At 61.9% G+C, this 13,902-nt stretch carries 8 protein-coding genes; 3 read left to right on the plus strand and 5 right to left on the minus strand.

All coding sequences use genetic code 11. The annotated features are described in order from the left end of the window. Position 1: 1 nt before the first annotated feature. From H097_RS04025 to H097_RS04040, 3 genes are all read right to left on the minus strand, one after another. Positions 2 to 628 carry a response regulator transcription factor gene (locus tag H097_RS04025; protein WP_032857524.1) on the minus strand — a complete coding sequence of 209 codons (627 nt, stop codon included), beginning with the start codon at positions 626 to 628 and terminating at the stop codon, positions 2 to 4. A 319-nt stretch (positions 629 to 947) separates the two neighbouring features. Then, positions 948 to 1,664 (minus strand): MgtC/SapB family protein, encoded by a 717-nt coding sequence (locus H097_RS04030; protein WP_032857526.1) that lies wholly within the window; start codon positions 1,662 to 1,664, stop codon positions 948 to 950. A gap of 323 nt (positions 1,665 to 1,987) precedes the next feature. Next, positions 1,988 to 3,325, minus strand: coding sequence for a SidA/IucD/PvdA family monooxygenase (locus tag H097_RS04040; protein WP_032857530.1), 1,338 nt, complete (start codon positions 3,323 to 3,325; stop codon positions 1,988 to 1,990). A gap of 388 nt (positions 3,326 to 3,713) precedes the next feature. Between H097_RS04040 and H097_RS04045 the strand changes: the two genes are divergently transcribed. Genes H097_RS04045 through H097_RS04055 form a run of 3 tightly spaced genes read left to right on the plus strand, consistent with a single transcriptional unit; the run spans position 3,714 to position 8,262 of the window. Further along, positions 3,714 to 4,886 (plus strand): efflux RND transporter periplasmic adaptor subunit, encoded by a 1,173-nt coding sequence (locus tag H097_RS04045; protein WP_032857532.1) that lies wholly within the window; start codon positions 3,714 to 3,716, stop codon positions 4,884 to 4,886. Beyond that, entirely contained in the window at positions 4,887 to 6,860 is a 1,974-nt protein-coding gene (locus H097_RS04050; RefSeq protein ID WP_032857534.1) for a MacB family efflux pump subunit, read from the plus strand. Positions 6,861 to 6,867: 7 nt separating this feature from the next. Further along, a complete protein-coding gene (locus H097_RS04055; RefSeq protein ID WP_032857537.1) occupies positions 6,868 to 8,262 on the plus strand; it encodes an efflux transporter outer membrane subunit in 1,395 nt (464 codons plus the stop codon). 41 nt (positions 8,263 to 8,303) lie between these two features. On the opposite strand, the gene H097_RS04060 is transcribed toward H097_RS04055, so the two are convergent. Continuing rightward, positions 8,304 to 9,263: an alpha/beta hydrolase gene (locus tag H097_RS04060; protein WP_032857539.1), complete on the minus strand. Its 960-nt coding sequence runs from the start codon at positions 9,261 to 9,263 to the stop codon at positions 8,304 to 8,306. 47 nt (positions 9,264 to 9,310) lie between these two features. Then, positions 9,311 to 13,888, minus strand: a complete 4,578-nt coding sequence (locus tag H097_RS04065) for a non-ribosomal peptide synthetase (protein WP_206575968.1) — start codon at positions 13,886 to 13,888, stop codon at positions 9,311 to 9,313. Between the last annotated feature and the right edge of the window lie 14 nt (positions 13,889 to 13,902).

The raw sequence follows: 13,902 nt of genomic DNA on the forward strand, positions 1-13,902 counted from the left end.
ATCAGATCAAATGATTGCGCTGGGCGAACTTGGATAAGTGCACCACCGAAGACATGCGCAGCTTCTCCTTTAACCGGGTCTTGTAAGTACTGATGGTCTTGTGACTCAACAGCATGTCCTTGGCGATTTCATTGTTGCCCAGGCCCAGTGCCAGCTTTTGCAGGACCATCAGTTCGCGGTCGGAAAGCGCTTCTACCAGTTGCTGTTCCGTGGTCTGCAAGTCGTCCTTGCGCACCGAACTGGTCGGCAGACTGGGGAAGCAACTGTAGTTGGACATGACGGCCTTGATGGCTTTTTGCAGCTCATCCAGCTCACCGGTTTTCGCGACAAACCCCATCGCTCCGGCGCGCATGCAGCGCGTCGAGAAGAACACCGCCAGATAGGAGGTCAGCACCAGGATTTTGCAGGGCAGGCCCAATGCCTTGATCCGGCTGATGACCTCCAGCCCGCCCAGTTTGGGCATCGCCAAGTCCAGAATGACCAGATCGGGTCGCTCCTCCCTGGCAATCTGTAAGGCATCGGCACCATTGGCGGCCTCGAAAATCGTCTCGAAGCCCTCCTGGCGCAACAGGTATTTAACGGTTGCTCGAATGAACGGATGATCATCCACGATTAACGCTTTGCTCATGCGACTCCCTGGGAAGACACCACGACTAGTTAGTTGCTTCATTGGCGGCCAAGAGGCACCAATACCCTTACACATCACACGAAACCCCTGTACCTGTGAGAAGTACCAGTTCGGACAAACGGCACAATCTACACAGAACGTTTCAACGGACTTTGGTTAGGTGCAACGGCGCAACATTAACAACGCAATGATGTTTCGACCGAAGGGAAAATCCGGCATGTATGTAGGATTATTCCTCGCAAAGTCATAGTCAAATACAGCAAAAAAAAGCCGCCACCCTGGACGGGAGGCGGCTTTTTTGGGGCCAGGCAAGGGGTCATCAATCGGTGGTGCTAGGACTCCAGAAGGCCTGCACCACCAGCGCCGATTGGGAGACCCGCGCTACCAGGGCATCCAGTTCGTCACCATCGACCGAGTTGGCCGCCAGCGTGGCCTCGATCTCCACTTCTTCACTGCCAAAGGGCCGTACGTCGACATCGCTGGCCGGGTAGTTGCAACGCGCCAGTTCCGACTCCAGCAAGGCCATCACGGCCTGCTGCTGGGTACGCCGGGTGATCACATAGAGGATATTGGTGACCTCGGCGGACACCACGTCCAGGGGTTGGCGGTTGATGTTGTTGACGATCGGTCGCAGCAACGTATTGGCCGCCAGCACAAACATCGTGCCCAGGAACGCTTCGAGGATCAGGTCGGCACCGGCACACGCACCCACCGCCGCAGAAGTCCACAGTGTGGCTGCGGTATTGAGCCCACGTACATTGCCCTCCTCGCGCATGATTACCCCGGCGCCGAGAAAGCCAATGCCGGATACCACGTACGCCACCACCCGTACGGCACCTTCGGCCCCCGCCAGGCGGTTGGCCATGTCGACAAAGATCGCCGCCCCCACTGCCACCAGCACGTTGGTGCGCAGCCCCGCCGTGCGCTGGCGGAACTGACGCTCAAAGCCGATCAGTCCACCCAGAATAAAGGCCGCGCTGAGGCTGACCACGGTGTCGATCAAGGAATCAAGATTGATGTTATTGAGGGCTTGCATGATGAATCTCCCTTTGTCTGCCCGCAGGATCCGCGTCGAAAAAAGGGGGATAAGGCAGGAACCAGAATGGTTCGCCACCGAAATACCGCTTCTCGCTTTATCGGCGAGGCAACGGCATGGAGATGCGCGTCAGCTGGCCAAGCCTGGTCGACAACTGTCACTCGAAAGTCTGTTCACGAAAGTCTGCGCTATGGATGAAAACCGGCGCAGCTTACGCCCGCAGTCTGAGGGAGGAAAGTGACAGGACGGCGAATCGGCAAGTTCTTCAGCCAAGGTTCAGCCAGCAATCGCCCCGCGGGAGCGGGAGCGATCGGTCGCCAGTATCAGCTCGCGGTTGCCAGCAACAAATCACGCACCGAGCGCCCCTGGCCCAGGCGTCGATCATGTTCATGCAGCGACGCGGCAATCTCATCGGCGCGAATCGGCAGGATCGACAGCAACGTATCGCTCAAGCCATGGCTGGCCTGGCTGAAGCCCTGCATGTAGATGCCCGCCTTGCAGCGCTCGTCGGTGACCACGCGGTAGTCGCGGCTCACTTCAAAGTCACCCATATAGGCTTCGAGCGGCGCCAGCAACTGGCGATGCATCTGGCGCTCATAACCGGTGGCCAACACGACGGCGTCGTAGTGGTTGATCACGGTTTCACCCGTGGCGTTATGGCGTACTACCAACTCGATGCCCAGGGGCCCGGCGCTGGCTTTTTCCACGGTGGTCAGGGTGCGGAATGCGTGACGGGCGATGCCGGAGACTTTCTGGCGGTAGAAGATCCCGTAGATACGCTCGATCAGGTCCAGGTCCACCACCGAATAGTTGGTGTTGTGGTACTCGTTGACCAGGCGTTCGCGCTCGCTGCTGGGCTGTTGGAACACCAGGTCAGTGAATTCCGGGGAGAACACTTCATTGACGAACGGGCTGTCATCGGCCGGCTTGAGGGCCGAGCCGCGCAGAATGATATCCACCTGCACCGAGGGGAAGCTGTCATTCAGATCAATAAACGCCTCGGCCGCGCTCTGCCCTCCGCCGATGATCGCAATGCGCATCGGCTTACCCTCCACGCACGGCTGCTGGGCCATGCGCGCCAGGTACTGGGAATGGTGGAACACCCGGCCGTCATCCTTGAGCGCCTTGAACGCTTCGGGAATCCGTGGCGTACCACCGGCACTGACCACCACCGAGCGCGCGGTGCGCACCAGTTGCTCGCCCTGGGCATCGCGGGAGATTACCCGCAGTGCCTCGACCTGCTGCTGATGCAGGATCGGCTCGATGGCCAGCACTTCCTCACCATAGCGGCTTTGCTCGGTAAATTGCCCGGCGACCCAGCGCAGGTAGTCGTTGTACTCCATGCGGCATGGGTAGAACGTGCCCAGGTTGATAAAGTCCACCAGGCGCCCGTGGGCCTTGAGATAGTTGACGAACGAATAAGGGCTGGTGGGGTTGCGCAGGGTCACCAGGTCCTTGAGGAAAGAAATCTGCAATTCACTCTGGCTCACCAGGGTATTGCCGTGCCAACGGTAGTCGGCCTGTTTGTCGAGAAACAGCACATCGAGCTTGCCCTGGGCTTTCTCGCGCTCTTGCAGGGCGATGGCCAGCGCCAGGTTCGAAGGACCGAAACCAATACCGATCAGGTCGTGAACCGCGGGCGATGCAATTGCCTGTGTCATTCCAGTGTCCTCTGGATAAGCCCCGTGGCAGTGGGGCGGAAAGCCTGGGCGGCCTGCTGAACAACAGGCCCTGTGTTGATAGGAAACGAGGACAGTGAAAAAAAATTTAAGGCGTGCACAGGATTCACCCCCGCATGCGCGGAGCCGGCTGCCCTGACAATGCAATGATGGCAGTTTGAGGCCGTCTAATTTATAGTAATTCTCATGTAGATTTACATAAGGCGTGCCTGGGTGAGCAGATACTGGCCTTTCGCCTAGCTGTAACGGCATATGTAAGCGCTTAAATTTCTGGGCAAATACCTCGTTTACCTGACAGCTTCCTGCACCCGCCTCTGCCCCCCCCAGCAGACGCTTGTGCGGTCCGAACTTTCCTGGCTGGAACCCGTGCATGAACCGTCCCCGACACACCCGGCGCGCTCTGCTGGTAGCACTTTGCCTGATCCCGGTGGCCGCCTTCGCCGCCTGGCAACTGATCCCGCCCGGCCGGGATAAATTTGCCACCCTGCAAGTACACCGGGGCGATATCGAAAGCAGCGTGACCGCCCTCGGCACACTGCAGCCACGACGCTACGTCGATGTCGGTGCCCAGGCATCCGGGCAGATCCGCAAGATTCACGTTGAAGCCGGCGCCCAGGTCAAGGAAGGCGACCTGCTGGTGGAGATAGACCCCGCCACCCAACAAGCCAAACTCGACGCCACCCGCTACTCCGTCGCCAACCTGCAGGCACAACTGCAAGAGCAGCACGCGCAAAACCGCCTGGCGCGGCAAAAGTACCAGCGCCAGCAACGCCTGGCCGCCGGTGGCGCCACCCGCGATGAAGACGTACAGACCGCCCAGGCCGAACTGGATGCGACCCAAGCGCGCATCGACATGTTCAAGGCCCAGATCAGCCAGGCCCAGGCCAGCTTGCGGGTCGACCAGGCCGAGCTTGGCTACACGCGCATCTATGCGCCGATTTCCGGCACGGTGGTGGCCGTGGATGCCCGCGAAGGCCAGACCCTCAACAGCCAGCAACAGACACCGCTGATCCTGCGGATCGCCAACCTGTCGCCCATGACCGTCTGGGCGGAAGTCTCGGAAGCCGATATCGGCCATGTCAAACCCGGCATGCAGGCGTATTTCACCACCCTGAGCGGTGGCGCACGGCGCTGGACCAGTACCGTGCGCCAGATCCTGCCGGTGCCCCCCAAACCGCTGAACGAAACCAGCCAGGGCGGCGGCAGCCCCAGCAGTTCCAGCAAGAGTGGCAGTGGCCGCGTGGTGCTCTACACCGTGCTGCTGGATGTCGACAATGCCGATAACGCGTTGATGGCGGAAATGACCGCCCAGGTGTTTTTCGTCGCCAGCCGCGCCACCGATACCCTGACCGCGCCGGTCGCAGCCCTGCAAGGCGGCACCCGCCCCGACATGCAACTGGCCCGCGTGGTGGCCAAGGACGGCAGCATCGAGGACCGTGAGGTGCGGGTCGGTATCAGTGACCGCCTGCGCATCCAGATCCTCGACGGCCTCAACGAAGGCGATCACCTGCTGATCGGCCCCGCCCAAAGCAGCGGAGGCTGAATGTTGACGCCGCTGATCGAACTTCGGGACATCCGCAAATCCTACGGTGGCGGTGATGCGCCCCAGGTCGACGTGCTGCGCGGGATCGACCTGTCGATCCATGCCGGAGAATTCGTGGCGATTGTCGGGGCCTCCGGCTCCGGCAAGTCGACCTTGATGAACATCCTCGGTTGCCTCGACCGCCCTACCGTCGGCCAATACCTGTTCGCCGGGGAGAACGTCGCCCAACTGGACACCGACGAACTGGCCTGGCTACGCCGCGAGGCCTTTGGCTTTGTGTTCCAGGGCTATCACCTGATCCCGTCCGGCTCGGCCCAGGAAAACGTCGAGATGCCGGCGATCTATGCCGGTACGCCGGCCGCCGAACGCCACGCCCGCGCCGCCGCCCTGCTTACCCGGCTGGGGCTGGCCGAGCGCACCGGCAACCGTCCGCACCAACTGTCTGGGGGCCAGCAGCAACGGGTGTCGATTGCCCGCGCCCTGATGAATGGCGGGCATATCATTCTTGCCGACGAACCCACCGGCGCCCTCGACAGCCATAGCGGCGCCGAGGTCATGACCCTGCTCGACGAATTGGCCAGCCAGGGTCACGTGGTGATCCTGATCACCCACGACCGCGAAGTGGCAGCCAGGGCCAAGCGCATCATCGAGATCCGCGACGGCCTGATCATCAGCGACACCCCGAACCCCGGCAACCAGCCAGCCACGGAAGCCAACCCCAAGGCCCTGCAAGCGGTAGACCTGCGCCAACGCCTGGCCGACGGCGCCGAGCACAATGGCGCCTGGAAAGCCGAACTGCTGGACGCGGTGCAAGCGGCCTGGCGGGTCATGTGGATCAACCGCTTCCGCACGGCCCTGACCCTGCTGGGGATCATTATCGGCGTGGCCTCGGTGGTGGTAATGCTCGCCGTGGGCGAAGGCAGCAAACGCCAGGTCATGGCGCAGATGGGCGCCTTTGGCTCGAACATTCTCTACGTCAGCGGCTCGGCGCCCAACCCGCGCACACCGCCCGGCATTATCACCATGAACGACGTCACCGCCATGGCCGCCCTGCCCCAGGTCAAGCGCATCATGCCGGTCAATGGCGCGGAGGCCGGGGTGCGTTTCGGCAATGTCGACCACATGGCCTATGTCGGCGGCAACGACACCAACTTCCCGGCGATTTTCAATTGGCCGGTGGTCGAGGGCAGCTACTTCACCGAAGCGGACGAACGCGCCGCCGCGACCGTCGCGGTGATTGGCAAACGGGTGCGCGACAAGCTGTTCAAGGATCTGCCCAGCCCCATCGGCCAGTACATCCTGATCGAAAACGTGCCCTTCCAGGTGATCGGCGTGCTCGCCGAAAAAGGTGCCAGCTCCGGCGACAAGGACAGCGACGACCGTGTCGCCATCCCCTACTCCGCTGCGAGTATTCGCCTGTTTGGCAGCTACAACCCCGAGTACGTGGTGATTGCCGCCGCCGATGCGCGCAAGGTACACGAGGCCGAAAAAGCCATCGACCAGCTGCTGCTGCGCCTGCACAACGGCAAGCGTGATTTTGAACTGACCAACAACGCTGCAATGATCCAGGCCGAAGCACGAACCCAGAACACCCTGTCGCTGATGCTCGGCTCGATTGCCGCCATCTCGCTGCTGGTGGGCGGCATCGGCGTGATGAATATCATGCTGATGACCGTACGCGAACGCACCCGGGAAATCGGCATCCGCATGGCCACCGGTGCGCGGCAGCGGGACATCCTGCGTCAGTTCCTCACCGAAGCGGTGATGCTCACAGTGGTCGGCGGGGTGGCCGGGATCGGCCTGGCCCTGCTGGTCGGCGGCGGGCTGATCCTCAGCAGCGTGGCCGTCGCTTTCTCCTTGCCCGCCGCCCTCGGCGCCTTCGCTTGCGCGCTGGTCACCGGCGTCATCTTCGGCTTTATGCCGGCCCGCAAAGCAGCCCGGCTCGACCCGGTCACGGCCCTTACCAGTGAATGATCGCCCTATGAAAGCGCACTTGACCCTCATCGCCGCCAGCCTGCTGCTGGCCGCGTGCAGCAGCTCGGCGCAGCGGCCGGACAGCGGCCTGCAAGTACCTGCCACCTGGGACACGGCAAGCCAGGCCAACGCCCTGCACATCAACCGGCAATGGTGGACGGCCTTCGCCAGCCCGCAACTCAACCAACTGATCGAACAGGCCCGTAGCGGGAGCCATGACCTGGCTAGTGCCGTGGCCCGAGTACGCCAGGCCCAGGCCGACGCCGTTGTCGCCGGCGCACCACTGCTGCCCGAGCTCAAGGGTGGACTCAACGCCAGCCGGCAGAAACAGCTGCGCGGCACGGGCAATAGCCAACAAGATAGCAATAGCAACAAAGACACAGTGGACTCCTTCAGCGCGAACCTCACCGCCACCTACGAAATCGACTTCTGGGGCGGCAAGCGTGCCGCACGCGACAGTGCGGAGCTGGCAGTGCGCGCCAGCGAATTCGATCGCGCCACGGTAGAACTGACCCTGCTCAGCGGCGTCGCCATGGCCTACACCCAATTACTGGCGTTGCATGAACAACAACGCATCGCCGAATTGAACCTGGGCAATGCACAGAGCGTCCTCAAACTGGTACAGACCCGCCATGACGCCGGCTCTGCCACCCTCCTGGAGCTGGCGCAGCAAAAGAGCCTGGTGGCCGCACAGCAACGGCAACTGCCGCAAGTGCGCCAACGCGCCGAAGAAACCCGAATCAGTCTGGCGGCCCTGCTCGGCCAACCCGTGCAGACCCTGCGGTTCACAGATCAACCCTTTGACCAACTGCGCTGGCCAAACATTACCGCCGGAGTGCCCAGCGACCTGCTCAGCCGCCGCCCGGACGTTGCCAGTGCCGAGGCACAACTGGCTGCTGCCCAGGCCGACATCATCGTCGCCCGCGCCGCCATGCTGCCCACCCTCACCCTGACCGCCAACCTTGGCTCTGGTGCCAACCGGGCGGCCGATATGTTGCGCAACCCGTTCTACAACCTCGCGGGCGGGCTGATCGCGCCGATTTTCAACAATGGCCGCCTCAGCGCCGGACGCGACAAGGCCACTGCGCGCCAGGATGAGCTGCTGCACACCTATCGCACAGCGATCATCAATGGCTTCGCCGACGTGGAAAAAGCCCTGAGCAGCATTCGCCGGCTGGACGAACAGCGCCAGTGGCAGCACGAGGAGTTGAGTGAGGCGCTCACCGCTTTTCGCATCGCCCAGAGCCGCTATGAGGCCGGCGCAGAAGACTTGCTGACGGTCTTGGAGACCCAGCGCACACTGTATGCCGCCCAGGACCTGAATGTGCAACTGCGTCAGGCGCGACTGGGGGCAAGCATTGCCCTGTACAAGGCACTGGGAGGCGGCTGGCAGGCACTGTAGGCGCCGGCTTGCCGGCTCCTGCCAGGGAGTCCCGTACTCAATCAGTGGCGCGCGAAAGCCACCCGTAACGATTCGGCGATCCACTCCAGAGCCTCTTCAGCCTCGTCGATAATCGCCCCCATACGCATAAAGTCATGGGTCATACCCGCATAAACCTTTACATCAACCGCCACGCCGGCCTGTTTCAAATGGGCGCCATACGCCACCCCTTCGTCGTGCAACGGATCGCACTCAGCCACCGCCAGCAACACCGGCGCCACGTTAGGCGCAACCTGCGCCAATAGCGGTGAAAAACGCGGGTCCAGACGATCACTGTGCTCGCCAGCGTAATGCTGGTAGAACCAGCTCAACGTGTCCTTCTCCAACAGATAACCCGAGCCATAACGCTCCAACGAAGCTGTCGGGCGGCTCGCATCGGTCACCGGATAGATCAACACCTGCAAGCACGGCTGGACCTGGCGCCCATCAGCCGCCAACTGGTTGCAAAGCACCGTGGCCAGGCTGGCGCCAACACTGTCGCCGGCTACGGCCAGACGCGCCGGATCGATACCCAGGGCACCAGCCTCCTGTACCAACCAGTGCCATGCATCCTGTGCATCGTGAACCGCCGTGGGAAACACCCACTCCGGAGCCAGTCGATAACCCACGGAAATCACCACACAACCGGCCCGGGCCGCCAACGAGCGGCACAGCGCATCGTGTGAGTCGAGACTGCCAACCACATAGCCACCACCATGAAAATACAACAGTGCGGCACGGGTCGAGCCTGGCGGCGTAGCGCTGTACAAACGCGCCTCCAGGCGGTTGCCATCACGTACCGCAATCGACAGGGTTTCAACCCGTGGCAGCTCCTCGCAGTCAGCCATCATCAACTGGGAGGATTGATCAAACTGTTCACGAGCGGCTTGTGGGGTCAACTGATGCATGGCCGTGCGCTTGCCGCTGTCACGACCGGCACCGACCAGTTCAAGAAATGCAGCAATATCAGGGTTTAACGACATGAAACAACTCCATGCTGGCCGGGCGATTCGCCCGGCCAGGTTCAGGTTCAAGCGCTGATGGGGGTCAGCAACCGGGTAAGTGCCTGATCCAGGCTTTCAAGGAAACGTGAATTGCGAGGGACTTCGAAGTGCCCGCAAGGCAAGCTCGGCCCGGCAGCGTCCTGGCCCAGTTGCAGGCCTAGTGCCTGGGCAGCCGCTTCATGGCCTGCGGCCCACCAGCAATGAGGTGCTGCCTGAATCTGCGGGCAACGGGTCAGCGCCAGGGACAAACGCTTGAGACGCCGAGCCACGCTGAAGATATGCCCCAGCTCATCCGCCCCCAACACCTGGGACAGCGAGCCCACAGCGACCGTCTGCTGCGCCAGCAAGCCAGCGAACAGTTGATGCAAGCCCGCCGGGGTTTCATCCAGGGTGACCGGCAGTATCGCCTGCACGCCAGGCATCATCACCTGGATAAACGAGTGCAGATCCTCCAGGCCGTCATCCATCTCGCCAGCAGGCTCGGTGCCCGGAACGAAACTGTCCATCAGACCAAGGAACTCGACCTGCTGGCCCTGACGCTCCAGCTCTGCCGTCATCAATATCGCCAGCGTCCCGCCCAGGGACCAGCCCAGCAAATGGTATGGTCCATGGGGTTGTCGGGCGCGCAGGTCATCGACGTAATCCACGGCCATGCGCTCCAGCGACGAGTCCTGCCAGTTGGCGTCAAGCAGCATCCGGCACTGAATCGCCTGCACCGAGCGGCGCCCGGCTAACAGCCGCGCTACGGGCTCGTAATCGAATACCGTGCCAAACCCTGCGTGTACACAGAACAAGGGGGCCAGCTCAGTCTCACCTTGATTCATCGTCAGTATCGACACAGGTTTTGCCGCAAGCGCCGGTGCTTCACCACTGCCGGTCAGTTCGCCAATCGTCGGTTTTTGCATCAGGTCACGCAGTTTCAGACTGAAGCCATGCACCTTCAGCGCGCGCGCCTTGGCCACGACTTGCAGGCTTAGGATCGAATCACCACCCAGCTCGAAGAAGTTGTCGCCCAGCCCGACCTTCTCGACCTTGAGCACGGTCTGCCAGATCTGCGCCAGGGCTTTCTCCAACTCGGTACGCGGTGCTACATAACCGCGCTGCTGTTGATTGACATCAGGGTCTGGCAGGCCTTTGCGGTCGAGCTTGCCATTGGGGGTCAACGGCATACGCTCCAGCACCATCAAGTGCGCGGGCACCATGTAGTCCGGCAACTCGCCTCTCAGTTGTTCGCGCAGGCGGTCGCACCAGCCGCTGTCAACGCCACTGTCCTGGGCCACCACATACCCGACCAATTGCTTGCCGCTGCCACCCTCGCGGGCGACCACCACGGCATCCCGCACCCCGGCACAGCCCTTGAGGCGCGATTCGATTTCGCCCAGTTCGATACGAAATCCACGGATTTTCACCTGATTGTCGATACGCCCCAGATAATCGAAGACGCCATCCTGGCGTTCGCGCACCAGGTCACCGGTGCGGTACAAGCGCCCACCGTCGAGGCTGAACGGATCGAGGACAAAACGCTCGGCCGTCAGCCCCGCACGGTCCAGGTAACCCCGGGCCATGCCATAGCCGCCCAGGTACAACTCACCCGCAGCGCCTTTGGGCAATGGGTTCAGGTCGCTGTCCAGTACATAGGTGCTGCGCGCACCGACCTTGCTGCCAATCGGCGCGTAAGCCGCGCCGCAGGTGTCGTCTGGCCCCGCCTTCCAGATCAACGGAGTGACCACGGTTTCGGTCGGGCCGTAGCCGTTAATGATGAACTGGGGCTGCAAGGCGCGTTGCGCCAGCGCCAGGCTGGCTTGCGGTACCGCATCACCACCAAAGCAGTAGATACGCACCGCCGGTGGGTTACCTTCACGCTCGGCGTGCTCGGCCAACTGTTGCAGATAAACCGGCGGGAACGCCGCGACTGTTACGCCATGCTGGTGCAAGGCTTCAAAGGTCTGTTCCGGCGTCCACAGGTTGTCATCGCGAATCAGCAGGCGCCCACCGTGAGTCAGCGTGGTCAGCCAACGCTCATGGGCACCGTCGAAGGCAAAGGACATAAACAGCAATTCGCAGTCCTCAGGGCTCATGGTGTAACGCTCGCCAATCGCCCGGCAATGCATGGCCAGCGGACCATGTGCCACTGCCACGCCTTTGGGCAGGCCGGTGGATCCCGAGGTGTAGATCACGTAGGCCAGGTTTTGCGCTTGCAACCGCACCTGTGGGTCTGTCACGGGCTGGTCAGCGAGGTCCAATTGATCGAGTTCCAGCACGCGCACGTGCGCCAACGCCGGTAATGTCTCGCGCAACGAGGTGTCGGTAAGCAGCAAGGCAATCCCTGAGTCTTCCATCAAGTAGGTCAGACGGTCCTTTGGATAGCCGGTGTCCAGCGGCACATAAGCGCCACCGGCTTTAAACACGGCAAGCAAGGCCACGATCAACGACTGGCCGCGTGGCATGGCCACGCCCACTCGCACTTCCGGCCCCACGCCTTCGGCGACCAAGAGGTGAGCCAGGCGGTTGGCGGCTGCGTCCAGTTCGGCGTAGGAATACACCGTCTCACCAAACAGCACCGCGGGCTGCTGCGGTGTACGAGCGGCATACTGGGCAATGCGCTGGTGAACATACAGGCCATCGAATTCAGGCTCGGCTGGCTGCACCTCACCAGCCAGAGCCTCAGGCAGACCGATATTGCCCAAAGGCTGATGCGCATTGCTGGCCAGTTGTTCCAGCAGCCCTTCCATGTTGCGGCGAATACTCTGTACCGAGGCTTCGTCGAAATGCTCCTGCAAATACATGTACTCGATGACCAAGCCGTCCTCAAGCGTCACCATCAGGTCCATCGGAATGTTAGTGCGTCCATAACTGCCGGTATCGCCAAAGCGCAGCAGTGGATCGTTGACCGCGTTGAGGGCCTGATCGACCGGATGGTTTTCGAACACGATAATGCTGTCGAACAAGGCCTGGCCACTCTGCCCGGCCCAGCGCTGAACATCGGACAACGGCGTGTATTCGCGCTCACGCAGTTGCAGGTTGTAATCCTGAATGTCGCGTAACCAGTCCCCCAGTTGACGCGACGGGTCGATCACTTGAATCACGGGCAAGGTGTTGATGAACAACCCCAGCATGCGTTCGGAATCGGCCAGTTGCGCAGGACGCCCGGCGACAGTGGCGCCGAAAGCCACGCTGCTCTGGCCACTGTAGCGACTGAGCAACATCAGCCAAGCGGCTTGCACCAGGGTATTGAGCGTGACGTGCTGGGTTTGCGCAAACCCCTTCAAACGCTCGGTCGCAGCCTCACCCAGCCGGCTGTAAAGCGCATGATGGCCTTGGCCGCGCTGCTTGCCTGCAAACGCATTGGCCAGGTAGGTCGGCTCGTCCAGGCGTACCAACTGCTGGCTCCAGAACGCCTGGCTGGCCTGCGGGTCTTGCTGGCGCAGCCACGCGATGTAATTGCGATAAGCCACAGGCTCCGGCAACGCTACGCCCGAGTAGTGCTGCAAGATTTCGCCCAACAGTTGCGACACGCTCCAGCCGTCGATCAGCAAGTGGTGATAGGTCCAGACCATCTGGTAGCTGTCCGCACCCAGACGGGCCAGGACAATGCGCTGCAACGGCGGGCGCTCCAGATCGAACCCGCGCTCACGCTCATCGCGGGCCAGTTGCTCCAGGCGTTGGGGCAAGTCGTGGGCACCTTGCAGGTCCAACTCGACCAATGGCAACTCAAGACTGTCCATGACAAATTGCAGCGGTTGCTCCAGGCCTTGCCAGACAAAGCCGGTGCGCAATATGGCATGGCGCTCGCAGGCCGCACCCCAGGCGCGTTTGAAGCGCTCCACATCCAGGCCCTGCACCGCAATGCTCAACTGGTTGATGTAGAGCTCGGCATCTGGCGCGTTCAGACCCAGGAACAACATACCCTGCTGCATTGGCGACAAGGGATACAGATGCTCGACCCGCGCCAAAGGCAGCCCCAGGCTGTGCAACTGCTCATCGTTGAGCCCATGCAACGGTTGTTCGCTGAGTGTGTTATCAGCAGCAACCGACGGTACCGCCCAACGGATATGCCGGGCCAGGACCTCGATGCTACGGTGCTGGAAAATATCCCTTGGGCTCAACTCAAGGCCGGCCTGACGGGCACGGCTGACTACCTGGATCGAGCTGATGGAGTCGCCACCCAAGGCAAAGAAGTTATCCGTTACACCGACCTGACGGAGCCCCAGCACGTCTTGCCAGATATCGGCCAGGATACGTTCGACCTCACTGCCTGGCGCGACGAAAGCCTGTTGGGCCAGTGCCTGATCCGGCACTGGCAGCGCCTTGCGGTCCAGCTTGCCGTTGGGGGTCAACGGCATACGCTCAAGCAGTACCAGGGAGGATGGCACCATGTAGTCGGCCAGGTGGATGCTTAATTGCTCGCTCAACTGGCTGACGAAATCCGCCTGGCGCGACTGTTCGGCCGCCAGCAACAAGCGGTCCTGAGGAACCACATAACCTACCAGGCGCGGCCCGGTGGGGCCGGGAACGGCAACCACCACAGCCTCGACGACACTGACCTGCTCCAGCAAGCGCGCTTCGATCTCACCCAGTTCGATACGGAAACCGCGGATCTTCACCTGATGGTCGATCC

Origin of the sequence: Pseudomonas sp. FH4 (assembly GCF_000510915.2) — a bacterium.
Lineage (GTDB): Bacteria > Pseudomonadota > Gammaproteobacteria > Pseudomonadales > Pseudomonadaceae > Aquipseudomonas > Aquipseudomonas brenneri.

Excerpts from the sequence above, each read along its gene's own strand:
- H097_RS04025 (WP_032857524.1), bottom strand. The coding sequence starts at position 628 with ATGAGCAAAGCGTTAATCGTGGATGATCATCCGTTCATTCGAGCAACC.
- H097_RS04030 (WP_032857526.1), bottom strand. The coding sequence starts at position 1,664 with ATGCAAGCCCTCAATAACATCAATCTTGATTCCTTGATCGACACCGTG.
- H097_RS04040 (WP_032857530.1), bottom strand. The coding sequence starts at position 3,325 with ATGACACAGGCAATTGCATCGCCCGCGGTTCACGACCTGATCGGTATT.
- H097_RS04045 (WP_032857532.1), top strand. The coding sequence starts at position 3,714 with ATGAACCGTCCCCGACACACCCGGCGCGCTCTGCTGGTAGCACTTTGC.
- H097_RS04050 (WP_032857534.1), top strand. The coding sequence starts at position 4,887 with ATGTTGACGCCGCTGATCGAACTTCGGGACATCCGCAAATCCTACGGT.
- H097_RS04055 (WP_032857537.1), top strand. The coding sequence starts at position 6,868 with ATGAAAGCGCACTTGACCCTCATCGCCGCCAGCCTGCTGCTGGCCGCG.
- H097_RS04060 (WP_032857539.1), bottom strand. The coding sequence starts at position 9,263 with ATGTCGTTAAACCCTGATATTGCTGCATTTCTTGAACTGGTCGGTGCC.